Raw genomic sequence first — 23,258 nt, forward strand, 5'->3', positions numbered from 1 at the left:
CCGTCATGACCCAAACCCAATCGCATTTCCGGTTCCTGAGCGTCTTCGTCTTCGTGTACTTCTTCGCGCAGGCGATGAGCATCTCGCTGCTGACCCTGTGGCTGCGCAACACGCTGCACCTGTCCGGCACCGAAGCGGGCGTGGTGTTTGCCGCCAACTTCATCGCCGCCATGTGCTCGCAGCCGATCTACGGTTTTATCTCCGACAAGGTCGGCATGCGCAAGCACATCCTGTGGACGGTCAGCGCGCTGTGCACCATGTGCGGCCTGTTCTTCATGTTCGTCTACGCGCCGCTGCTTAAGGCCAACTTGCTGCTGGGCGCCGCCATCGGCGGCCTGTACCTGGGCGTGACCTTCATCGCCGGCAGCTACGCGATCGAATCGTACGTGGACCGCATCGGCCGCCGCTACGGCTTCGAGTACAGCCGCGTGCGCCTGTGCGGCTCGCTCGGCTTCGCCAGCGCGGCGATGATGACGGGCCACCTGTTCAATATCAATCCGGGCATCAATTTCTTCATCGCCTCCGGCGCCGGCCTGCTGATGATCGTCATGCTGCTGGTGTGGCGCACCGAGACCGACACCGGCGCCGTCACCGAAGCCAACAAGGTCAAACTGGGCGACGCGCTCGGCCTGCTGCGCGATCCCAAGTTCTGGCGCTTCATGGTCTTCATCCTGGGCGTGACGAACCTGTACCTGGTGTTCGACCAGCAATTCCCCAGCTACTTCGCCTCGCTGTTCCCGACGCCGCAGCAGGGCGCGGCCATGTTCGGCTACCTGAACTCGGCGCAGATCTTCATCGAGGCCGGCGGCTTGTTCCTGTCGCCGATACTGATCAAGCGCATCGGCGCCAAGAACGGGCTGATGCTGGCCGGGGCCATCATGATGGTGCGCATCGGCGGCTCCAGCTTCGCCGTCGGTCCGGTGTCGATCTCGATGCTGAAGATGCTGCATTCGATCGAGCTGCCGATCCTGGTGGTGTCGGTATTTCGCTACATCGCCCACCATTTCGACACGCGGCTGGCCTCCACGCTGTACATGGTCGGCGTCAGCTTCGGCCACTCGCTGGGGTTGGCGATCCTGTCGCCGATGGTCGGCAAGAGCTACGACATGGTTGGCTTCCCGTCGACCTATCTGCTGCTGGCGGGACTCGGACTCGTCTTCCTGGCGCTGTCGGCCTTCGCGCTGGAGCCGACGCCGGCCGAAACGCCGCGCCGCAGCGTCAGCAAGCCCGACACCAACGACCTGGCCGAGCCGCTGCAAAAAACCCTGTGATTACCAAGGAAAATTCCATGTCCGCACCCCTGAACGCCGCCGTCATCGAACCGTTGAAAGGCGCCACCGCGCCGGACCGGCAAAGCCGGCAAATGCTGACGCGCGCGCTCGACCAGGCACTGGCGTCGATCGACCGCAACCTGGCCCACTTCGGCGACGGCTTCCCGGCACCATCGAGCACCGCCGGCGTCTACCCGGCCATCGGCAATATCGAATGGACCAACGGCTTCTGGACCGGCATGTTGTGGCTGGCCTACGAAGCGACCGGCGCCCAGCGCTACCGCGACGCCGCCGAGCGGCACGTGCTCAGCTTCCACCAGCGGCAGGCGGAAGAAATCAACGTCAACCACCACGACCTGGGATTCCTGTACAGCCTGTCGTGCGTGGCGGCCTACAAGCTCACCGGCAGCGCCATCGCGGCCGAGGCGGCCATGGGCGCGGCCCATCTGTTGCTCGAGCGCTACCAGCCGCGCGCCGGCATCATCCAGGCCTGGGGCGACCTGAACGATCCCGAGCAAAGCGGCCGCATGATCATCGATTGCAACCTGAATCTGCCGCTGCTGTACTGGGCGAGCGAGCACAGCGGCGACCTGCGCTTCCGAGAGGCCGCCGACCGGCATATCGACATGGCAGCGCGCCACATCGTGCGGCCGGACGGCTCGACCTTCCACACCTTCTTCTTCGACACGGCGACCGGCCTGCCGCGTCACGGCAAGACGCACCAGGGCTTCGCCGACGACTCCTGCTGGGCACGCGGCCAGGCGTGGGGCATCTCCGGCTTCCCGCTGGTGTTCCGCCACAACGGCGACACGCGTTTGCTCGACCTCTCCAGAGTGCTCGCCAATTATTATCTGAACCGCCTGCCGGAAGACGGCATTTGCTATTGGGATCTGATCTTTACGTCCGGTAGCGAAGAGCGCGACAGCTCGGCGGCCGCCATCGCCGCCTGCGGCCTCCTGGAGCTGGCCAAGAACCTGCCGCTGCTCGACCCGCTGCGCAGCGACTACGAGGCCGCCGCGCTGCGCACCGTGCGGCAACTTTCCGAGCAGTACGCCGATACGGACGGCATGCCCGGCGGCGGGCTGCTGCGTCACGCCGTCTATCACAAGCCGCACCGCATCGGCATCGACGAGAGCTGCATCTGGGGCGACTATTTCTATTTCGAATCCCTGGTGCGCCTGAGCCGCACGTGGGAACCCTACTGGTAACGAGGACACAACCACATGACATTGATACACAAACTGCTTGCCATCGACGAAGGCCACCAGCGCATCTCGCTGATCGACACCACGCGCACCGGCGCCTTATGGTCGCGCGATCTGGCCGACTTCCCGCTGGCGCGCGACATGCAACGGCTCGACGACGACCGCGTGCTGATCGGCTTCGAACGGGGATTCTTCGAGCTGCGGATCAGCACCGGCGAGGTGCTGGCGTCCTGCGACCGCTGGAGCGACGTCACTTCCGCGTGCCGGCTCGACGACGGCTCGACCCTGGTGACCGGCTACAACCTGGACGGCACAGGCGGGATCAACGTGTTGACGCTGGATAGAGACTTCAATCTGACGCACACGGCGCGCCGCGACGGCGACTATGTGCGGCTGATGCGCCGAACCGCCGCCGGCGGCTATCTGCTATGCATGAACGATCACATTCTGGAAACCGACAGCGCGCTCAAGGCGGTGCGCGAGTTGCGGGCACCGGGCTTCTTTCATGCGTGGAAGGCGGAACCGTGCGCGGATGGGACGACGTTGGTCTCGGCCGGATATGGCGGCTTCATGGCGCGGTTCGACGCGGAGGGCGAACTGCTGGGCACATTTGGTGGCGAAGCGGATGTACCGGCCGACGTCGCACCGTTTTTCTACGCCACGTTCCAACAGTTGAGCGATGGCCGCCTGATCGTCGCCAACTGGCAGGGCCACGGCCCGGACAACGGCGGCAACGGCCAGCAGCTGCTTGAATTCGACGCTGACGGACGCCTGCTCGGCAGCTGGTCCGATGCCGAAAACATCTCGTCGCTCCAGGGCATATTGATACTCTAAAGGTTATTTCCAGTTATTCCACGCCGTGAGCACGGCGTTCGGATATTGCGGCCGTCCACGGCTACCGTTATAGCGGCCTAGCGCCAGATAAAGGTTACCGCCCTCCATATCGATATACATCCGCAATATCGCGCAGCCATAGCGCAAATTGGTTTGCATATTAAACAGCGCACTCCGATCACGGTCGCCGATTACATTGGTCCAGAACGGCATTACCTGCATATACCCGCGCGCGCCCACCAGCGATACCGCGTATTTGCGATACGCCGATTCGACCTGAATCAATCCCAGCACCATGCCCGGCTCGAGCCCGGCGCGGCGCGACTCGTACCACACGGTGGCAAGAAACTCATGGCGGGTTTGCTCGTCGGGCAGCTTGCGCTTGAGGCGCGCCGACATCTGCGCCAGCCAGCCTTCGTAACGCTGCCGTTCGGCGTCGTTGCGGAAAACGATGCGCGGCGGCGTGGCGTCCTTGATGCTGTTGGCGAGGGCGACGCGGACCGCATCGGCCAGCGCCTCCTCCTTCTGATTGCCGGCTTGCGCGGCCGGCGCCATCATCACTGACAGCGCCAGCGCCAACCAGGCGCCGGCTACACTGCTTCTGCTCACTGCGACATTTTGCCCTGGATGAAGCTGATCACGTCGGCCACCGGCACGGCGGTCGCTTCGGTGTCGCGGCGGCCCTGGTATTCCAGGTTGCCTTCTTTCAAGCCACGGTCGCCGATCACCACGCGGTGCGGCACGCCGATCAGCTCCCAGTCGGCAAACATGCCGCCCGGACGCAAGCCGCGGTCGTCGAGGATGACGTCGATGCCGGCCGCTTGCGCGTCGGCGTACAGTTTCTCGGTCGCTTCCTTGACCGCCTCGCTGCGGTCCATGCCCATCGGGCACAGCACCAGTTCGAACGGCGCCAGCGACGTCGGCCAGATGATGCCCTTGTCGTCGAAGTTCTGCTCGATCGCCGCGCCCAGGATGCGGGTGATGCCGATGCCGTAGCAACCCATCTGCAGCGGCGCCGGTTTGCCGTTCTCGTCGAGGAAGGTGGCCTTCATCGATTCCGAGTACGCAGTGCCGAGCTGGAACACGTGGCCCACTTCGATGCCGCGCTCGATCGCCAGCACGCCCTTGCCGTCCGGCGAGGCGTCGCCTTCGACAACGTTGCGCAAGTCGGCGACGATGGCCGGCTCGGCCACGTCGCGGCCCCAGTTGGCGCCGGTGTAGTGGAAGCCGGCGTCATTGGCGCCGCAGACGAAGTCGGCCATGTTGGCGACGGTGCGGTCGGCCACCACGGTGACCGGGCCAAGGGTGCCGATCGGGCCCAGATAGCCCGGCACGCAGCCGTACACTTCCAGGATTTCGGCCTCGGTCGAGAAGCGGTGCGCGGCCAGGCCGGCCACCTTGCCCATCTTGACTTCGTTGAGCTCATGGTCGCCGCGCAGCAGCAACATGAAATACTGTTTAGCTACTTTGCCGTCTTTTTCGGTCTCGACGGTCAGCGCCAGGGTCTTGACGGTCTGCGCCAGCGGCAGCTTGAGCTGCTCGGCGACCAGCTCGCACTTGGTGGCGTCCGGCGTGGCGACCTTGGTCAGCGCCTGGGCGGCGGCTGGACGCGTGGCGTTCAGCGGCAGCGCCTCGGCCGCTTCCATATTGGCCGCGTAGTCGGAGGTCGGGCAGTAGACGACCGCGTCCTCGCCGGTGCTGGCGATAACGTGGAATTCGTGCGAACCGGTGCCGCCGATGGCGCCGTTGTCGGCCGCCACGGCGCGGAACTTCAGGCCGAAACGGTTGAAGATGCGCACATAGGCGTCATACATGACCTTGTACGACGCCTGCATGCCGGCCAGGTCGCGGTCGAACGAGTACGCGTCCTTCATCGTGAACTCGCGGCCGCGCATCAGGCCGAAGCGGGGACGGCGTTCGTCGCGGAACTTGGTCTGAATGTGGTAAAAATTCAACGGAAGTTGACGATACGATTTGATTTCCGAGCGGACAACATCGGTGATGACTTCCTCGGCGGTCGGCTGGAAGGCGAATTCGCGGCCGTGACGATCCTTGATGCGCAGCAACTCGGCGCCCATCTTGTCCCAGCGGCCGGTCTCCTGCCACAGCTCGGCCGGCTGGATCAGCGGCATCAGAAGCTCAATGGCGGCGGACTTGTTCATCTCTTCGCGTACGATCGCTTCGACTTTGCGGATGACGCGCAGGCCCATCGGCATGTAGGTGTAGATGCCCGAACCCAGGCGCTTGATCATGCCTGCACGCATCATTAACTGGTGACTGACGATCTCGGCGTCGGAAGGCGCTTCTTTAAGCGTGGAAATAAAAAATCGTGAGGCGCGCATACGGTGAATTCTTTTTAAAAAGAGAGAGTTATAATCAACCTAATTTTAAAGGATTAGCTGGCTGATGCGTCCATACTTTATACAAATGCGTTCAATAGATGGCCCTTCGACCGTTTTCGTACCCCGAAAATCCCGCCGAGGCGTCTTTTTATGGGCAAAAATATAAGCAGGGAGCTCAGTCGCAGAAAGTTTGAGGTGCAATATGCTCGATCGGGAGGGGTTTCGGCCCAACGTCGGCATCATCCTGCTCAACGCGCAGAACGAGGTATGGTGGGGAAAACGTGTGCGCGAGCACTCGTGGCAGTTTCCGCAAGGCGGCATCAAATATGGAGAAACGCCTGAGCAGGCGATGTACCGGGAGTTGGAAGAGGAAATCGGCCTGCGGGCCGAGCACGTAAAAATCGTCGGCCGCACGCGCGACTGGCTACGCTATGAGGTGCCGGATCATTTTATCAAGCGGGAAATCCGCGGCCATTACCGTGGCCAGAAGCAGATTTGGTTCCTGCTGCGCATGTGCGCGCGCGACAACGACGTCAACCTGCGGCTGACGGACCACCCGGAATTCGACGCCTGGCGCTGGCACGAATACTGGGTGCCGCTCGATGTCGTGATTGAATTCAAGCGCGACGTCTATCAGCGCGCGTTGCAGGAGCTGTCGCGCTTCCTGACGTGGCCGGCCAACGGCCACGACCGGCGCCAGCACGGCTCGCGCTACTTGCGCCAGCCGCACGCGCCGCGTCCGAACCCGGAACCGCCGGGCTCGGGCTGCGCGCCGGCCGAGGCGGTAGCCGCCTCCAGCGTGGCCGCCGTCGCGGCGGGGCCGGCCGAACCGGTCAAAAGCGACAGCTGAACGGTTAGCAGGACGGCAAGAATAAAAGCGGGACAGGCACACTGTCCCGCTTTTTTTTCGCCGGAGGTACAATGACGCTATGTTTAATCCATCTTCCGACGACGTCCGCCGCTTCTTTTGCGAGGCCTACCGCAAGCAGCGCGCCAACGAAATCCTCACCCCGCTCGAGGCGATGGCGGCCGACTGGGCGCGCCACCACCCCGAATACCACGACGTGCTGGCCGATGTCGACACGGCGCTGTCGCGCGACTACTCGGTCGAAGGCGCGCAAGCCAACCCGTTCCTGCACCTGTCGATGCACCTGTCGATCGACGAGCAGATCTCGATCGACCAGCCGCGCGGCATCCGCGACGCCGCCACCGCCCTCACCCTCAAGCTCGACTCCGCGCACGAAGCGCAGCACGAGATCATGGAATGCCTGGGCGAAATGATCTGGAACGCCCAGCGCACCGGCACCCCGCCGGACGGCGACGCCTACATCGAAGCGATCAAGCGCCGCATCAAATAAAATTGCGCGGATGAAAAAAGCCACGCGTCTGCGTGGCTTTTGTTTTTGCGGCTGTCTGAGCTTACTTGGCGGCGGTCTCTGCCGGAGCGGCGGCCACGGCCGGCTCTTCCAGCGTGAACGCCTTCAAACCCAGGATGTCGCTGCTGTAGTGGCGTATCTTGTTCGCCAGCACCGGATCGCTGTTCAGCTTGTGACCGTAGGACGGTACCATCGCCTTCATTTTCGCGTCCCACTCCGGCGTGGCCAGCTTGGCCTTGAACGCGGTTTGCAGCACTTTGATCATGATCGGCGGCGCGGTCGAGGCGCCGGGCGAGGCGCCCAGCAGCGCGACGATGCTGCCGTCGGCCGAACCCACCACTTCCGTACCGAATTGCAGCAGGCCGCCTTTTTCAGGGTCATCCTTGACGATCTGCACGCGCTGGCCGGCGTTTTGCAGCGTCCAGTCTTCCAGCTTCGCGGTCGGCAGATACTCTTTCAGCGCGGCCAGGCGGTCTTGCGGCGAGTTCATCACCTGAGCGATCAGATACTTGGTCAGGGGGATGTTGTCATAGCCGGCTTGCAGCATCGGACGAACGTTGCCGCTGTCGATCGACGCCGGCAAATCGATCCACGAGCCGTTTTTCAGGAACTTGGTCGAGAACGTGGCGAACGGGCCGAACAGCAGTGCTTTCTTGCCGTCGATGATGCGGGTGTCCAGGTGCGGCACCGACATTGGCGGCGAGCCGACCGACGCCTTGCCGTACACCTTGGCGGCGTGCTGGTCGATCAGCGCCTGGTTGGTGGTGACCAGCCATTGGCCGCCGACCGGCACGCCGCCGTAGCCCTTGGCTTCCGGAATGCCCGATTTCTCCAGCAACGGCAGCGAGCCGCCGCCGGCGCCGATGAACACGAACTTGGCGCGCACGGTCTTGACCGAGTCGTCGGCCAGGTTCTTGACGGTGACGTTCCAGGTGCCGTCGGTGCCGCGCTTGATGTCTTCCACCTGGTGACGCAGGTTCAACGTGGTGCCGTGGGTGTCGGTCAGGTGCTTGACCAGCGCGCGCGTGAGGTTACCGAAATTGACGTCGGTACCGATCTCCATGCGGGTGGCGGCCACTTTCTGGCCCTTGTCGCGTCCGGTCATGATCAGCGGCGCCCATTGCTGGATGACGGCCGGATCTTCCGAGTACAGCATGCCCTTGAACAGGTTTTCCTTCTGCAACGCGGCATAGCGCTTGCGCAGGAAGTTGATGTTGTCGTCGCCCCAGACAAAGGCCATGTGCGGCACGTTGTTGATGAAGGTTTGCGGCGCGCCAATGTATTTGTTCTTGACCTGGTAAGCCCAGAATTGCTTGGAAATCTCGAACTGCTCGTTGATTTCAACCGCCTTCTTGGTCTCGATGTGGCCGTCGGCCGCTTCCGGCGTGTAGTTCAGCTCGGCGAAGGCCGAGTGGCCGGTGCCGGCGTTGTTCATGGCGTCGGAGCTCTCCGCCGCAACCGAATCCATGCGCTCGTAGATCGCCATGGTCAGGGTCGGGTCCATTTCCTTGAGCATGGCGCCCAAGGTCGCGCTCATGGTGCCGGCGCCGACCAGCAGCACGTCGACCGGTTTGTCGGCCGAGGGCGCCGGCGATTTGCTACATGCGGCCAGGATCAGGCACGACATCAAAATTACAAGTGACTTCCGCATACGTAACTCCATTCATAGATACCGACTGTATTCGGGACTGGCGTTGCCGGCCATCACGCACGCCGGTGGCGTCGGGAAGTGGCATTCGAAGGTGGCTGGTCGGCCGCGGCGATGAGTGCGCGCGGACGAAGAGGGTGACGGCTGCCGATGCTTGCGCAATGCTTACTTTCGGTAAAAACCGACAATAGAATTGCGCGAGTGTCCATAGATATTATCAAGAAAGATGATTTTAGCAGCGCAACGTTGCCGCCAGATGAGGGATAACACTTAAGGAAAGGCAAAGAAACTACGTAGACCGGCGCAAAAAAAAACGCGCATAAGATGCAAAAAAGCCACGCAATGCGTGGCTTTCAGGGCTGAACGGTGTCGCTACGGTTAGCGATGCACCGCCAGGTTGCCGGGCAGGCTGTTGAAGTACGCCGCCAGATCCTTGATGTCCTGATTGGTCAGCGGCTTGACCTGGCCGGTCATGATGGCGTTGTTGCGGCCGTTGGCGTTGTCGCCGCGTTTGTAGGCGGTCAACGCGTGCTGCAGGTAATCCTTGTGCTGGCCGGCCAGCTTCGGATAGCTGGGGTCGATCGGGCTGTTGTAATCCTTGCCGTGGCAGGCGAAGCAACTGTATTTGTCGGCCACGGCCTTGCCGGCGGCCACGTTACCGGCGGCGACGGCGGAGAACGACAGGGCGGAACAGAACAATGCGGCGATCAGTTTTTTCATAGTGGCGTTCCTCATTTCGCGGCGGTGCGCGTCTGCTGCGCGTAGAACGCGGCGACATCGGCGATATCCTGGTCGGACAGGCTGGCGGCGATGCCCTTCATGGATGGGTGCTTGCGATCGCCCTTCTTGTAGGCCTGCAGCGCGTTTTCAATATACTTGGCCGACTGGCCACCGATCATCGGCACCTGAAACACTTCCGGGAACGTGGCTTTATAGCCCGGAATTCCATGACAACCGATACACATTTCAACCTTTGCCTTGGCGTTCTGGGCATTGCCCACGATTTCCGCCGCGGCAGCGACCTGGGCGGTCTGAGCGAGGCCTGCGAGCACGAGAAGTGCGGTGATTTTTTTCATGGTGTTTGCAAGGTAAGTAATCGGATACTACCGCGGATGCAAAACTTGACTTTTGCACTATTAGCCTGCGATTCTAACCCAAGAAATTTTTCTAAGCTACCCAGAATCATTGCCGAAACCACACAGTGCTGAGCTCGCCGCTCCGCGTGATACCGGCCCACAACTTTGGCCGTTCTCCCCTATACTCGTCAAATCCCTTTTTCACCGAGACATCACGCATGCAAGCCACTCCACGCTTTGAGGGTTCCGACCAGTACGTCGCGACCAATGACCTGAAACTGGCCGTGAATGCGGCCTTGACGCTGCAACGTCCGCTGCTCATCAAGGGCGAGCCCGGCACCGGCAAGACCATGCTGGCCGAGGAAGTGGCCGCGGCGCTGAACATGCCGCTGATGCAATGGCACATCAAGTCCACCACCAAGGCGCAACAGGGGTTGTATGAATACGACGCGGTGTCGCGTTTGCGCGACTCCCAGCTCGGCGACGAGCGCGTGCGCGACATCCAGAACTACATCGTCAAGGGCGTGCTGTGGCAGGCGTTCACCGCGCCCGAGCCGGTGGTGTTGCTGATCGATGAAATCGACAAGGCCGACATCGAGTTCCCGAACGACCTGCTGCGCGAGCTCGACCGCATGGAGTTCTACGTCTACGAGACGCGCGAAATGGTGCGCGCCGTGCACCGCCCGCTGGTGATCATCACGTCGAACAACGAGAAGGAGCTGCCGGACGCCTTCCTGCGCCGTTGCTTCTTCCACTATATTAAGTTCCCCGACCGCGACACGATGGAGCAAATTGTCGCAGTGCACTATCCGAACCTGAAGAAGGATCTGCTGGCGCAGGCGCTGCAGAGCTTCTACGAAGTGCGCGACGTGCCGGGGCTGAAGAAAAAGCCGTCGACGTCCGAGTTTCTGGACTGGCTCAAGCTGCTGATGGCCGAGGACATCCCGGCCGAGGCGCTGCGCAGCCAGGACGCCAAAGCCATCGTGCCGCCGCTGCACGGCGCGCTGCTCAAGAACGAGCAGGACGTCCATCTGTTCGAGCGGCTGGTGTTCATGTCGAGGACCAACCGCTGATGAAAACCCCCGCCCCCGTCGCCCTGGAATTGAACGGCGTGCGGCTCGAGCCGCTCGGGCCGCAGCACGCCGAGGGCCTGCTGGCCGCCGCGCAGGACGGCGAGCTGTGGACCTTGCGCGTCACCTCCGTGCCGGCGCCGAACGAAGTGGACGCCTACATCGACAAGGCGCTGGAGATGCGTCCCGGCCGGCTGGCCTTCGCCGTCATCGACGCGGCCAGCGGCGCCGTCATCGGCTCGACCAGCTATCACGACATCGTGCCGGCCATCGCCCGTATCGAGATCGGCTACACCTGGTACGCCAAAAGCCACCAGCGCAGCCACGTCAACACCACCTGCAAGCTGCTCTTGATGACGCACGCGTTCGAGAAACTGGGCGCGGCGCTGGTCGGCCTGCGCACCGATAACTTCAATCACGCCTCGCAGGCGGCCATCGAGCGCCTGGGCGCGCGCAAGGACGGCGTGCTGCGCCACCATGCGGTGCGGCGCGACGGCACCGTGCGCGACACGGTCATGTACAGCATCGCGGCCGGCGAGTGGCCGGAGATCAAGGCGCAGCTGCGCTACCGGCTGGAACGGCACGGGAAGGTCTGAGATGCTGATCGATTTCTTCTTTACGCTGAAGGACGCCAAGATCCCGGTCACGATCAAGGAGTTTCTGACCCTGCTCGAAGCGATGCAGAAGAACGTCATCGACGCCTCGCTCGACGACTTCTATTATCTGTCGCGACTCACGCTGGTCAAGGACGAGGCCCACTTCGACAAATTCGACCGCGCCTTCGGCATGTACTTCAAAGGCGTCAACGACGTCTTCGAGACCAATAGCGCGATTCCGCTGGACTGGCTGCTGCAGCGGATGAAGCGTGAGCTCAGCGACGAGCAAAGGGCCGGACTGGAGAAATTCGGCTACGACAAACTGATGGACCGCCTGCAGGAGCTGCTCAAGGAGCAGAAGGAGCGCCACGAAGGCGGCAGCAAATGGATAGGCACGGGCGGCACCTCGCCCTTCGGCAACGGCGGCACCAACCCGGAAGGTGTGCGCATCGGCGGCAAGGGCGGCAACCGCACAGCGGTCAAAGTGTGGGAGGCGCGCGCCTACAAGGACTACGACGGCGACAAGGAAATCGGCACGCGCAACATCAAGGTGGCGCTGCGGCGCCTGCGCAAGTTTGCGCGCCAGGGCGCCGAGGAGGAATTGGCGCTCGACGCCACCATCCGCGCCACGGCCAGCAACGCCGGCTATCTGGACATCAAGATGCAGCCCGAGCGCAAGAACAACATCAAGGTGTTGATGCTGTTCGATGTCGGCGGCACGATGGACGACCATATCGAGCGCACCGAGGAACTGTTCTCGGCCTCGAAAACGGAGTTCAAGAACATGGAGTTCTTCTACTTCCACAACTGCGTTTATGACTATATGTGGAAGAACAACCGGCGGCGCCATTCGGAGCGCTTTCCGACCTGGGACATCCTGCGCAAGTACCCGGCGGACACCAAGCTGATATTCGTCGGCGACGCCACGATGAGCCCTTACGAGGTGCTGCAGCCGGGCGGTTCGGTGGAGTACAACAACCCCGAGGCGGGCAGCGAATGGCTGGCGCGCTTCACCAGCGCGTTTCCGAAATTCGTCTGGCTCAATCCGGAGCCGGAAGGCATCTGGCAGTATCGGCAATCGGTCAGCATCATCCGCCAGTTGATGAACAACCGCATGTTCCCGCTGACGATGGATGGCTTGGAACGCGCCATGCGGACCCTGAGCAAGTGACGCAGGCGGTCAAAATCTCGCCAGCCGCTGGGCGCCGGTAGCGGTCAACGTCAGCTCCCTTGTATCCCGCTCGCGGCGCAGCCAGCCCTGCTCTATCCACGCGTCGAGCATCGCCACCGCCAGCGGACCGGCGAAATGATCGCGCCGCTCCGACCAGTCGACACAGCCATACAATTGCCGCCGTCCCGCCCTGGCCTCCACCGGCACGCCCAGTTGCGCCAGCCCCTCGCGCCCCGCCGCAGTCAGCGCATATTCGCGGCCACCCTCCTCCACCACCCAGCCCTGCGCCACCATCGCCTCGCACACCCGAACCCCGAGCTCCCCGGCCAGATGGCCGTAACAGCTGCGCGCATGACGCAGCCCGCGCAACGCCGGGCCGTGCCACCGCGTCGTCTCCGGCAGCGCGCCGTCGGCCACGCGCAGCAGCGCCTCCAGCGCATGCGCGACATCGGCATCGGCCAACATGAAATAGCGGTGCCGCCCCTGCGCCCGCACCTGCGCCAGCCCTTCGTCCACCAGCAACTTGAGATGCTGCGATGCCGTGGAAGCCGCCACGCCGGCATGTTCGGCCAGCTCGGTGGCGGTGTAACAGCGCCCGTCGAGCAGCCGTGACAACATCAACGCGCGTGTCGGCTCGCCAATCGCGGCGGCCACCCGCGCAAAACGCGGCTGCACCGGCGCCGTCATGGCTGCAATTGCAAACGGTAGCCGACCGCCGTTTCGGTCAGCAGATGGCGCGGCTGGGTGGGATCGGCTTCCAGCTTGTGCCGCAGATGCCCCATATAGATGCGCAGATAGTGGCCGTTCTCCCCCTGCGATGGCCCCCACACCGCGCGCAGCAACTGCGGATTGGTCATCACGCGGCCGGCATTGCCCACCAAAACCGCCAGCAGCCGATACTCGGTCGGGGTGAGATGGACGTTTTCGCCGCCGCGCGTGACGCGGCGATTCTTCAAATCGACCGCCACATCCCCGAACACGATCAATCCGTCGTTGTCGGCGGCCGGCTGGCGCTGGCGCCGCAAGGTGGCGCGCACCCGCGCCAGCAACTCGCCGACGCCGAAAGGTTTGGTCAGGTAATCGTCGGCTCCGGCGTCGAGCGCGCGGATCTTATCGGCCTCGTTGACTCGCGCCGACAGCACGATCACCGGCACCGTCGACCATTTGCGCAGATCGGCCACAAAGTCGATGCCGTCGCCGTCGGGCAGGCCCAGATCGAGCACGATCAGGTCCGGTTTGCGGGTGCCGGCGTCGATCAGGCCACGCTGCATGGTCGCCGCCTCGTGCACCTGCCAGCCCTCCTCCTCCAGCGCGGCGCGCACGAAGCGGCGGATTTGCGGCTCGTCTTCGACCAATAAGGCGACGGGGGCGCTCGGTGCTTCACTCATTTACGTCATCCATATCAGCTATCCTGTTCCAGCTCGTGCAGCTCCGGCATTTCCGGCGGTGTGCCAAGTGGCAGTGCGAGCGCGAAGCCCGCTCCGCCCAACGGCGATGGCGCCGACGCGATGCGCCCGCCGTGCGCCTCGACGATGGCGCGGCAGATCGCCAGCCCCAGGCCGACGCCAGGCTTGGCGGATTCCCGCTCGCCGCGCGTAAATTTCTCAAAGACGGCTTCCTCGCGCCCGGGCGGCAAACCCGGACCATCATCATAGACCAGGATATTCATCCACGCGCCATGCAGCTCGGCGGCGATGACGATGTGGGATCCCGGCGGCGTATATTTACCGGCGTTTTCCACCAGGTTGCACAGCACCCGTTCAATCAACACGGCGTCGTAGCGCAGCAGCGGCAACCCGGGCGGCAACCGTGTGCTCACCACATGGCCTTTCAGCTGGGAGCCGCTGGCGCGCAGCGCGCTGCCCACCACTTCCTCCAGCGGCTGCCATTGCAGGTTGAACTTGACCTCCCCGCTCTGGATGCGCGCCATATCGAGCAGATTCGAGACCAGGGCGCTCATACGCAGCGCCTCGTCGTGCAGCGCGACCGCCATATCCTGCTGCGAGGGAGACAGCGCCGGTTTAGAACCGGCCAGCGATTCGGACAGGCCGACGAGGGACGTCAGCGGCGTGCGCAAATCGTGCGACAGCGCGGCCAGCAGCGAGTTGCGCAGCCGCTCGGACTCCATGTTGACCAGCGCATTCTGCGCCACTTCGATGTAGTGCACCCGCTCCAGCGCGATGGCGGCCAGCGCGGCGAAGGTATCGAGCTGCTGCCGCTGCTCCGGGATCAGTATCCAGCGCGGGTTCGCCGGCTCGATCGCCAACACGCCGCGCGTGCGCATCGGGGCTTCCAGCGGCAGGTAGAAAATGCGGCTGGCCGGCAGTGTGCCGGTACCCAGGCCAGCGCTTTCGGCGTGGTCGAACGACCATTGAGCGATGCCGATGTCGAGGTCGGAGCGGTGCGCGATGTAGGCGGCATCGACGGCCAGGCTGCCGCCACCGTTTCCGGGAGCCGGCATCCGCAGCCGGCCATCGTCGTCGGGCACCATCAAGGTCGAGCGGGCCCGAAACGCGCGCTGGATCGCCGCCTGTGTGGTCTCGAAGATTTGCTCGGTTTGCAGTGCGCCCGACAGCTCGCGCGCGAATTCGTACAGCGCGCGCGAGCGCTTCTCCCGCTGCGAGGCGATGCGCGCCTCGAAGCGCAGGCCGGCCGTCAGGTGGCCGGTGATCAGACCCACCGCCAGCATGACGACAAAGGTGATCACGTACTGAAAATCCGTCACGGCAAAGGTAAAACGGGGCGGAACGAAGAAGAAGTCGAAGCAGGCCACGCTGACGCAGGTGCCGAGCACCGAAGGCCCCCGGCCGAAGCGCACCGCCACCAGCACCACCATCAGCAAAAACAACATGGCGATATTGGCCAGGTCGAGCCAGACCGCCAGCGGCGTCGCCACCAGCGCGGTCACCACGCTGGCCGTCGCCGCGATCAGGTAGCCGGCGGCGCGGCTCCTCAGCCAGGGCACTTTTACATTGTCGTCGGCGTCGCCCAAGGTATCGGCGTCGGCCTCCCTGCCGATGGGTGCGAGCGATGTCGTCTCCGTCTCCTTGCTGGCTCGGCCGATCTCGATCAGGTCCAGGTCGGGCGCATACAGCGCCAGGCGCTTGATGTGCGGCGGGCGCCACGGCCATGTCGGATGGGCGCGGCCGACCACGATCTTCGACAAATTATGACTGCGCGCGTACTCCACGGCCGCCAAAGCAATATCGCGCCCGGAGATGACCGCCGTGGTCGCGCCCAGGCTCTCCGCCAGCTTGAGGGTTTTCAGTATCTGCTCGCGCCGCGCGGCCGGCAGCCGGTGAAGCGACGGCGTTTCGACGTAGATCGCGTGCCAGCCGGTACCCAGCTGGCCGGCCAGCCGCGCCGTGCTGCGCACCGTGTGCTCGCCACCCGGACGCGGGCCGACGCAGGCCAACAGCGCCGCGCCGGTCTTCCAGATGTCGGCGATCGATTGCTCGACGCGATAGGCGCGCACGTCGTCCTCGATCCGGTCGGCGGTGCGGCGCAGCGCCAGCTCGCGCAGCGCGATCAGATTCCCTTTGCGGAAGAAGTTTTTCGACGCGCGTTCGGCCTGCTGCTCCTGATAGACCTTGCCGCTTTTGAGGCGCGCCAGCAGCTCGTCGGCCGGAATGTCGACCAACACCACCTCGTCGGCCTGGTCGAATACGGTGTCGGGCACCGTCTCGCCGACGCGGATACCGGTGATGCCGCCGACGACATCGTTGAGGCTTTCAAGATGCTGCACGTTGACGGTGGTGAGCACGTCGATGCCGGCGTCGAGCAACTCCTCGATGTCCTGCCAGCGCTTGGGATGGCGCGAGCCGGGCGCGTTGGAGTGCGCCAGTTCGTCCATGAGGATCAGCCGCGGGCGCCGGGCCAGCGCGCCATCGAGATCGAATTCGCCGAGCGTCTTGCCGCGATATTCGATCTGCCTCGGTGGCAGCACGTCCAGATCCCCCAGCATGGCGGCGGTCTCGCCGCGTCCATGGGTTTCGACCACGCCAACCAGCACCGCCTCGCCGTCCGCCTGTAACTTGCGGGCGGCGGCAAGCATCGCGTAGGTCTTGCCGACGCCGGCCGAGGCGCCGAAGTAGATGCGCAGCTTGCCGCGCGACGCCTTGCGCTCCTGCGCCTGCACCTGCGCCAGCAGCGCATCGGGGTCGGGTCGTTGGCTCTCGTTGGGGAACATGGACATGCGGTGATTTTACCCTTTGTCCGGCCCTGCCGCCCGCCTTTGCGCCGAATCCAAAGCCATATTCAGCGCCAGCACATTGACCCTCGGTTCGCCGAAGAAGCCGAACACCTGGGCGATCTGGTGGCGCTCGATCAGCGCCAGCACCTGCTTGGCTGGCAGCTTGCGGGCGGCGGCGATGCGACCGGCCTGATAACGCGCGGCAGCCACGCTGATCTCGGGATCGAGTCCGCTGGCGGACGCCGTCACCAGATCGACCGGTATGTCGGCGGTATTGGACGGATCGGCCGCCTTGAGCGCGTCGATGCGGCCCTTGACGGCGTCCAGCAGCGCCGGATGATTCGGTCCCTGGTTGGAACCGCCGGAGCCGGCCGCGTTGTTGGGCATCGGGCCGGTGGCCGACGGACGGCCCCAGAAATACTCCGGCGACGAAAACGACTGCCCGATCAGTGTGGAGCCGACCTCTTTGCCACCGGCTTGCACCAGACTGCCGGCCGCCTTGGCAGAAAACGCGGCGGCGCCGATACCGGTGACGGCAAGCGGATAGGCCACGCCGCAGATCAGGGTCAAAGCGCCGAAAATGACGACGGCGGGACGAATAGCGGAAAACGACATGATGAACTCCTTAAACCAGGTTGAGCGCCGACAGCAGCAGGTCGATGGCTTTGATGCCGACGAAAGGCAGGATGATGCCGCCCACGCCGTACAGCAGCAGGTTGCGGCGCAACAGCGCGACGGCGCCGATGGCGCGGTAACGCACGCCCTTGAGCGCCAGCGGGATCAGCGCGACGATGATCAGCGCGTTGAAGATCACCGCCGACATGATGGCCGACGACGGGCTGGCCAGGTGCATGATGTCGAGCGCCTTCAGTTGCGGATAGGTGCCGACGAAAGCCGCCGGGATGATGGCGAAGTACTTGGCGATATCGTTCGAGATCGAGAATGTCGTCAGCGAGCCGCGCGTCATCAGCATCTGCTTGCCGATTTCAACGATCTCCAGCAGTTTGGTCGGATTGGAATCCAGATCGACCATGTTGCCGGCCTCCTTTGCCGCCTGCGTGCCGGAGTTCATCGCCACCGCGACGTCGGCCTGCGCCAGCGCCGGCGCGTCGTTGGTGCCGTCGCCGGTCATCGCCACCAGCCGGCCTTCTGACTGGTAGCTGCGTATCAGTTTGAGCTTGTCCTCCGGCGTCGCCTCGGCCAGGAAGTCGTCCACGCCCGCCTCGGCGGCGATGGCGGCGGCGGTCAGCTTGTTGTCGCCGGTGATCATCACGGTCTTGATGCCCATGCGGCGCAGTTCCGCGAAACGCTCCTTGATGCCGCCTTTGACGATGTCCTTCAGCTCAACGACACCCATCACGCGGCCGCCGTCGACCACCACCAGCGGCGTGCTGCCCCGGCGCGAGATGTCGTCGACGGCACGGGTCACTTCGCCCGGATACGGCAGGCCCATGGCCTCGACGTACTTGCGCACGGTGTCGGCCGCGCCCTTGCGGATCTGGCGGTCGCCGATATCGACGCCGCTCATGCGGGTTTGCGCGGTGAACGGCACGAACACCGCGTTCAGCGACGCCATCTCGCGCTCGCGCAGGTTGAATTTCTGCTTTGCCAGCACCACGATGCTGCGCCCTTCCGGCGTCTCGTCGGCCAGCGAAGCCAGTTGCGCGATATCGGCCAGCTGCTGGTCGGTCACGCCGGGCGCGGGCACGAACGACGACGCCTGGCGGTTACCGAGGGTGATGGTGCCGGTTTTATCGAGCAGCAGCACATCGACGTCGCCGGCCGCCTCCACCGCGCGGCCCGACGTGGCGATCACGTTGGCCTGCATCATGCGGCTCATGCCGGCGACGCCGATGGCCGACAGCAGGCCGCCGATGGTGGTCGGGATCAGGCACACCAGCAGCGCGATCAGCACCGTGATCGTCACCGGCGCGCCGCTGCCGCTGGCGGCCACCGAGAACAGCGAAAACGGCAGCAAGGTCACGGTGACGATCAGGAACACGATCGTCAGCGCCACCAGCAGGATCGTCAGCGCGATTTCGTTGGGCGTTTTCTGGCGCTTGGCGCCTTCGACCATCGAGATCATTCGGTCGAGGAAGGTCTCGCCCGGATTGGCCGTGACCTTCACGACCAGCCAGTCCGACAGCACGCGCGTGCCGCCGGTGACGGACGAGAAGTCGCCGCCCGACTCGCGGATCACGGGCGCCGATTCGCCGGTGATGGCGCTCTCGTCGACCGAGGCCACGCCTTCGATCACCTCGCCGTCGATCGGGATCACATCACCCGCCTCCACCAGGATGTAGTTCCCCTTGCGCAGATCGAGCGCCGGCTGCGGCAGCCAGGTGGTGCCGTACTTCGGGCTGGCCAGCTTCTTGGCGACCACGGTTTGCTTCAGGCTGCGCAGCGACGCCGCCTGTGCCTTGCTGCGCCCCTCGGCCATCGCCTCGGCGAAGTTCGCGAACAGCACCGTGAACCACAGCCAGACGGCGATCGCCAGGATGAAACCGGGGCTGGTCTCGCCCTTACCGAACAACGCCTGCACATACAGCAAGGTCGTGATGATGCTGCCGACATAGACCACGAACATCACGGGGCTGCGCAACTGCGTGGCGGGACTGAGCTTGCGGAACGAGTCGGCGATCGCCGGCATCAGCAGCTCACTATCGAACATACCCTGCTTTTTGACCGGTGGATTGGTAAAAATGGTCATCTCTTTTTGTATAGTCTGCGACATGGTGATTCCTTATTTTGCAAACAGCTGCAAGTGATCGACCACAGGGCCGAGCGCCAGCGCCGGAACGTAATTGAGCACGCCGACCAGCGCCACCACGCCGCACAGCAGCGCGATGAACATCGGGCCGTGGGTTGGCATCGTGCCGGCATTCGCCTGCAGCCTGTTTTTGCCGGCCAGCGAACCGGCGATCGCCAGGATCGGTACGATCATCGCGAAGCGGCCGAACCACATCGCCACGGCGAGCATGCTGTTATAGAACGGCGTGTTGGCGGACAGGCCGGCGAAAGCGCTGCCGTTGTTGTTGGCGGCCGAGCTGAATGCGTACAGGATCTCGGAGAAGCCGTGGGCGCCTGGATTGGCGATACCGGCCTTGCCGACGTCCGTCATGACGGCGATGGCGGTGCCAACCAGCACCAGGGTCGGCGTCACCAGGATGGCGATGGAGGTCATCTTCATCTCATAGGTCTGGATCTTCTTGCCCAGGTATTCCGGCGTGCGGCCGATCATCAGGCCGGCGATGAAGACGGCCATGATGGCGAAGATCAGCATGCCGTACAGGCCCGAGCCGACGCCGCCGAAGATCACCTCGCCGAACTGTATCAACAGCATCGGGATCATTCCGCCCAGCGGCATGAACGAATCGTGCATGGCGTTGACCGCGCCGCAGGAGGCGGCCGTCGTCACGGCGGCGAACAAGGCCGAGGCGCTGATGCCGAAGCGGGTCTCCTTGCCTTCCATATTGCCGCCCGATTGCAGCGCGCTCATGGCCTGATCGACATGCATGGCCTGCAAAGCGGGATGCGCCTGCTGCTCCGCGCCCAGCACCACCACGGTGGTGACGACAAACAGCAACGTCATCGCGCCCAGCACCGCCCAGCCCTGGCGCGGATCGCCCACCATGCGGCCGAAGGCGAAGCACAAGCCGGCCGGGATCAGGAAGATGGCCAGCATCTGCAGGAAGTTCGTCAGCGGTGTCGGGTTCTCGTACGGGTGCGCCGAATTGGCGTTGAAGAAGCCACCGCCGTTGGTACCGAGCATCTTGATGGCTTCCTGCGAAGCGACCGGCCCCATGGCGATGGTTTGCGTTGTGGCGGTCAGCGTTTCGGTGACCGGCTCGCCCTTGGCGTCCTTCAGCGGCTGGCCATCGGCGCCGACTTTCGGCTGGGTGTAGGTGACCGGATCGAGCAAGGTGACTTCTTTATATGCGGAGAAGTTCTGGATCACGCCCTGCCCCATCAGGAAAACTGCGAAAACCAGCGACAGCGGCAGCAGCACATACAAGGTCGAACGGGTGGCGTCGACCCAGAAGTTACCGATCGACTTGGCCGAGCGCGAGGAAAAACCGCGTATCAGCGCGTATGCGACGGCCATGCCGGTAGCGGCGGAGAAGAAGTTCTGCCCCGTCAGCACCAGCATCTGCGTCAGGTAGCTCATGGTCTGTTCGCCGCTGTAGCCCTGCCAGTTGGTGTTGGCGACAAAGCTGACGGCGGTGTTGAACGACGAATCGGGGCTGACGTTGGCCAGGCCCTGGGGATTGAGCGGCAAGAAGGCCTGAACCCGTTGAAGCGCGTAGACGGCCAGCGCACCGATGCCGTTAAAGGCCAGCAGCGCGATGGCGTAGGCTTTCCAGTTCTGGCCTTCGGGTTTGCCGTCCTTGCTGCCTTTGTCGCCAATACCGGCGGCGCGGTACAGCAGCGCCTCGATCTTGCCGATCCAGCCCATGCCGGGGATGACGCCGCCGTCGCCGACGCGCGCCAGCAGGATGCCGAGCGGGTAGGCCAGCGCGATGACGGCAGCCAGGAAAGCCACCAGTAAAATGGTCGATTGCAGGGTCATCACAGCTCCTCCGCCTTCAGCAGCGCCACGATCAGGTACACCAGCAGGCCGGCGGCGGCGATCGCGCCAATCATGTAGAAGAGGGTCATGGTTGGCCTCCGAGCTTGTCGCAACCTGCGGCAAACGCCACGGTCACGGCAAAGAACACCACCATCGCACCGATAAATACTATGTCCATCACACCCTCACAGGTCTTGTTTTGATGATGAGAAGGTTAGCGGGAAGGGTCTAAAGATTTTGTAAAGACTTCGGAACGCGGTGTAAACAAACCGTAAAAATCCTGTACCGGTCCGCGTTTACACGATGTTTACGCCCCGGACCCGACTCTTTAGATAATTTTTACAAACGTCGGCATAAGCTTTAACGATTGCCACTACCTGAGAAAACCATGCTTACCTCCCTTCGCGGCATCTGGGTGCCGCTGGCCACACCGCTGCATCATGGCGAAATCGACCTGACCTTGTTACAGAACCTGGCCGATGGACTCATCGCCCAGGGCGCCCACGGCCTGGTGGTCTGTGGCACCACGGGCGAAGCGGCGCAGCTGGACCTCGACGAGCAGGACGCCGCGCTGGCGGCGGTGCTGGAAGTGGCGCGCAAGCGCTGCCCGGTCCTGATGGGCATCGGCGGCAGCGACACCTTCGCCGCAGCCGGCAAGGCGCTGCGCTTCGACGACTCCGGCGTGGCCGGCTACCTGGTCTCCACGCCGGCCTATGTGCGGCCATCGCAGGAAGGACTGATACGCCACTTCGAGACGATCGCCGACGCCACGGCGCAGCCGATCGTGCTGTACAACGTGCCCGCGCGCACCGGCGTCAACCTGGAACTGGCCACCGCGCGCCGGCTTGCCGTCAACCCGCAATTCATCGGCATCAAGGAAGCCGGCGGCAGCTTGCAGCAGATGACGGAGCTGGTGCGCCGCACGCCGCTGTCGATGCTGTGCGGCGACGACGCGCTGTTGTTCGCGGCGCTGTGCGGCGGCGGCCACGGCGCCATCTCGGCCGCCGCGCATATCAGAGTTGATTTATACGTGCGGCTATACGATCTGGTGCGCGCGCAGCGGCTCGCGGACGCGCGCGACCTGTTCGATCGTCTGCTGCCAATCATCCGCCTGCTGTTCTGCGAGCCGAATCCGGCGCCCCTCAAGGCCGCGTTGTCGATCCAGGGCCGGATGGGCGACGAACTGCGCCTGCCCATGACACCCGCCAGCACCGAATGCAAGCTTGGCATAGCCGCCGCGCTGGAGGAGCTCGATGAAATACCTTTCTATCGCTGCGAGGCCGAGCAACCGGCCACGCATGTCCGCCTGACGGCGGAGGCCATATGATCGTCGCGCTCACCGGAATGGACGGCAATCGGGATGTCTCCGACCTGGCCGAGGAACTGGCGCTGCTGCGGGTGGCCGCAGGCAACCGGGTGCTGTTGGTGTGCCCCGATCCCGGCGCCTATGATCCCCGGCTGTACGACGACCTTGTGGTCGACGCCTCGCCGATTGCAGATGCAGGCATCTCGCCGGCGCCGGCGCGCGTTAAGGCCGATGCGGCGCTGGCGCGGGCAAGCGTGATCGTGACGCTGCTGCGGCGTGAAGAGCTGGAGCTGTCCGATCATGCGCCGCTTCTTGAACGCCTGCGCGCAGCGCAATCGGCCAATCCCGGCGCGCGCATCCTGATCACGGTGGCGCATGGCAGCGTGCCGCTGTCGGCACATCAAACCGGGTGTGTGCTGGTGTTCGTCGCGCACTTGCCTGGCGCGCGGCTGGCCGATATGCTGATATTGGACGGGCAAGGCGGGTATCACTCGCACCATAGCGAGCTGGAACCGGAAATGTACAAATGCCCGAACGTGCTATGCGCGCCGGAAGTGCGGCATCTGTACAGGGAAGTGTTTAACAGCTAGCCTGGATGGGC

The 23,258-nt window shown here is 63.9% G+C and carries 22 protein-coding genes; 10 read left to right on the forward strand and 12 right to left on the reverse strand.

Translation table 11 applies throughout. The features are described from left to right. Nucleotides 1-5: 5 nt before the first annotated feature. Genes ACZ0BA_RS18835 through ACZ0BA_RS18845 form a run of 3 tightly spaced genes read left to right on the forward strand, consistent with a single transcriptional unit; the run spans nucleotide 6 to nucleotide 3,310 of the window. Nucleotides 6-1,271, forward strand: a complete 1,266-nt coding sequence (locus tag ACZ0BA_RS18835) for an oligosaccharide MFS transporter (RefSeq protein WP_463452734.1) — start codon at nucleotides 6-8, stop codon at nucleotides 1,269-1,271. 17 nt (nucleotides 1,272-1,288) lie between these two features. Beyond that, nucleotides 1,289-2,479 carry a glycoside hydrolase family 88 protein gene (locus ACZ0BA_RS18840; RefSeq protein ID WP_463452735.1) on the forward strand — a complete coding sequence of 397 codons (1,191 nt, stop codon included), beginning with the start codon at nucleotides 1,289-1,291 and terminating at the stop codon, nucleotides 2,477-2,479. A gap of 15 nt (nucleotides 2,480-2,494) precedes the next feature. Beyond that, the gene (locus tag ACZ0BA_RS18845) at nucleotides 2,495-3,310 is read left to right on the forward strand and encodes a hypothetical protein (RefSeq protein ID WP_463452736.1); all 816 of its coding nucleotides are present in this window, start codon (nucleotides 2,495-2,497) and stop codon (nucleotides 3,308-3,310) included. Nucleotides 3,311-3,313: 3 nt separating this feature from the next. Here the strand turns inward: ACZ0BA_RS18845 and ACZ0BA_RS18850 are convergent, their stop codons facing one another. Together ACZ0BA_RS18850 and ACZ0BA_RS18855 are read right to left on the reverse strand one after the other, a co-directional pair. Then, on the reverse strand, nucleotides 3,314-3,868 hold the full coding sequence (locus ACZ0BA_RS18850; RefSeq protein WP_463454784.1) for a lytic transglycosylase domain-containing protein: 555 nt from the start codon (nucleotides 3,866-3,868) through the stop codon (nucleotides 3,314-3,316). A 47-nt stretch (nucleotides 3,869-3,915) separates the two neighbouring features. Next, nucleotides 3,916-5,652 carry a proline--tRNA ligase gene (locus ACZ0BA_RS18855; protein ID WP_463452737.1) on the reverse strand — a complete coding sequence of 579 codons (1,737 nt, stop codon included), beginning with the start codon at nucleotides 5,650-5,652 and terminating at the stop codon, nucleotides 3,916-3,918. 202 nt (nucleotides 5,653-5,854) lie between these two features. On the opposite strand from ACZ0BA_RS18855, the gene ACZ0BA_RS18860 reads away from it, so the two are divergent. Both ACZ0BA_RS18860 and ACZ0BA_RS18865 read left to right on the forward strand, forming a co-directional pair. Then, nucleotides 5,855-6,502, forward strand: coding sequence for an RNA pyrophosphohydrolase (locus ACZ0BA_RS18860; protein WP_463452738.1), 648 nt, complete (start codon nucleotides 5,855-5,857; stop codon nucleotides 6,500-6,502). 79 nt (nucleotides 6,503-6,581) lie between these two features. Beyond that, nucleotides 6,582-7,010 carry a DUF1841 family protein gene (locus ACZ0BA_RS18865; RefSeq protein ID WP_315220284.1) on the forward strand — a complete coding sequence of 143 codons (429 nt, stop codon included), beginning with the start codon at nucleotides 6,582-6,584 and terminating at the stop codon, nucleotides 7,008-7,010. Between the two features lie 61 nt (nucleotides 7,011-7,071). Here ACZ0BA_RS18865 and mqo read toward each other — a convergent pair whose 3' ends face one another. The 3 genes from mqo to ACZ0BA_RS18880 all read right to left on the reverse strand — a co-directional run bounded on the left by mqo (nucleotide 7,072) and on the right by ACZ0BA_RS18880 (nucleotide 9,752). Next, complete coding sequence (gene mqo / locus ACZ0BA_RS18870) at nucleotides 7,072-8,679, reverse strand: malate dehydrogenase (quinone) (RefSeq protein ID WP_463452739.1); 1,608 nt, start codon at nucleotides 8,677-8,679, stop codon at nucleotides 7,072-7,074. 375 nt (nucleotides 8,680-9,054) lie between these two features. Further along, a complete protein-coding gene (locus ACZ0BA_RS18875; protein ID WP_463452740.1) occupies nucleotides 9,055-9,396 on the reverse strand; it encodes a c-type cytochrome in 342 nt (113 codons plus the stop codon). 11 nt (nucleotides 9,397-9,407) lie between these two features. Next, the gene (locus ACZ0BA_RS18880) at nucleotides 9,408-9,752 is read right to left on the reverse strand and encodes a c-type cytochrome (protein ID WP_463452741.1); all 345 of its coding nucleotides are present in this window, start codon (nucleotides 9,750-9,752) and stop codon (nucleotides 9,408-9,410) included. A 218-nt stretch (nucleotides 9,753-9,970) separates the two neighbouring features. Here ACZ0BA_RS18880 and ACZ0BA_RS18885 point away from each other — a divergent pair, with 218 nt between their 5' ends. Genes ACZ0BA_RS18885 through ACZ0BA_RS18895 form a run of 3 tightly spaced genes read left to right on the forward strand, consistent with a single transcriptional unit; the run spans nucleotide 9,971 to nucleotide 12,589 of the window. Continuing rightward, nucleotides 9,971-10,825 (forward strand): AAA family ATPase, encoded by an 855-nt coding sequence (locus tag ACZ0BA_RS18885; protein ID WP_463452742.1) that lies wholly within the window; start codon nucleotides 9,971-9,973, stop codon nucleotides 10,823-10,825. After that, complete coding sequence (locus tag ACZ0BA_RS18890) at nucleotides 10,825-11,418, forward strand: GNAT family N-acetyltransferase (protein WP_463452743.1); 594 nt, start codon at nucleotides 10,825-10,827, stop codon at nucleotides 11,416-11,418. Before ACZ0BA_RS18885 ends, ACZ0BA_RS18890 begins: the two co-directional genes overlap by 1 nt. A gap of 1 nt (nucleotide 11,419) precedes the next feature. Further along, on the forward strand, nucleotides 11,420-12,589 hold the full coding sequence (locus ACZ0BA_RS18895) for a vWA domain-containing protein (protein WP_463452744.1): 1,170 nt from the start codon (nucleotides 11,420-11,422) through the stop codon (nucleotides 12,587-12,589). 9 nt (nucleotides 12,590-12,598) lie between these two features. Here the strand turns inward: ACZ0BA_RS18895 and ACZ0BA_RS18900 are convergent, their stop codons facing one another. From ACZ0BA_RS18900 to kdpF, 7 genes are read right to left on the reverse strand one after another with little or no spacing between them, the layout of a single operon-like run. Further along, entirely contained in the window at nucleotides 12,599-13,276 is a 678-nt protein-coding gene (locus tag ACZ0BA_RS18900; protein ID WP_463452745.1) for an ArsR/SmtB family transcription factor, read from the reverse strand. Next, nucleotides 13,273-13,977 carry a two-component system response regulator KdpE gene (gene kdpE / locus ACZ0BA_RS18905; RefSeq protein WP_463452746.1) on the reverse strand — a complete coding sequence of 235 codons (705 nt, stop codon included), beginning with the start codon at nucleotides 13,975-13,977 and terminating at the stop codon, nucleotides 13,273-13,275. The genes ACZ0BA_RS18900 and kdpE overlap by 4 nt, the downstream gene beginning before the upstream one ends. A 14-nt stretch (nucleotides 13,978-13,991) precedes the next feature. Next, nucleotides 13,992-16,778, reverse strand: a complete 2,787-nt coding sequence (gene kdpD, locus ACZ0BA_RS18910) for a two-component system sensor histidine kinase KdpD (RefSeq protein WP_463454785.1) — start codon at nucleotides 16,776-16,778, stop codon at nucleotides 13,992-13,994. Between the two features lie 15 nt (nucleotides 16,779-16,793). Then, a complete protein-coding gene (gene kdpC, locus ACZ0BA_RS18915) occupies nucleotides 16,794-17,396 on the reverse strand; it encodes a potassium-transporting ATPase subunit KdpC (protein ID WP_463452747.1) in 603 nt (200 codons plus the stop codon). Between the two features lie 10 nt (nucleotides 17,397-17,406). Beyond that, a complete protein-coding gene (gene kdpB, locus ACZ0BA_RS18920; protein ID WP_463454786.1) occupies nucleotides 17,407-19,491 on the reverse strand; it encodes a potassium-transporting ATPase subunit KdpB in 2,085 nt (694 codons plus the stop codon). Nucleotides 19,492-19,524: 33 nt separating this feature from the next. Further along, on the reverse strand, nucleotides 19,525-21,351 hold the full coding sequence (gene kdpA, locus ACZ0BA_RS18925; RefSeq protein ID WP_463452748.1) for a potassium-transporting ATPase subunit KdpA: 1,827 nt from the start codon (nucleotides 21,349-21,351) through the stop codon (nucleotides 19,525-19,527). After that, nucleotides 21,351-21,440 (reverse strand): K(+)-transporting ATPase subunit F, encoded by a 90-nt coding sequence (gene kdpF, locus ACZ0BA_RS18930; RefSeq protein WP_463452749.1) that lies wholly within the window; start codon nucleotides 21,438-21,440, stop codon nucleotides 21,351-21,353. The genes kdpA and kdpF overlap by 1 nt, the downstream gene beginning before the upstream one ends. A gap of 299 nt (nucleotides 21,441-21,739) precedes the next feature. Between kdpF and dapA the strand changes: the two genes are divergently transcribed. Both dapA and ACZ0BA_RS18940 read left to right on the forward strand, forming a co-directional pair. Then, nucleotides 21,740-22,678, forward strand: coding sequence for a 4-hydroxy-tetrahydrodipicolinate synthase (gene dapA, locus ACZ0BA_RS18935; protein WP_463452750.1), 939 nt, complete (start codon nucleotides 21,740-21,742; stop codon nucleotides 22,676-22,678). Continuing rightward, nucleotides 22,675-23,247, forward strand: coding sequence for a hypothetical protein (locus ACZ0BA_RS18940; protein WP_463452751.1), 573 nt, complete (start codon nucleotides 22,675-22,677; stop codon nucleotides 23,245-23,247). Before dapA ends, ACZ0BA_RS18940 begins: the two co-directional genes overlap by 4 nt. Nucleotides 23,248-23,258 lie beyond the last annotated feature (11 nt).

The sequence above is a fragment of the Duganella sp. AC917 genome, assembly GCF_979258245.1.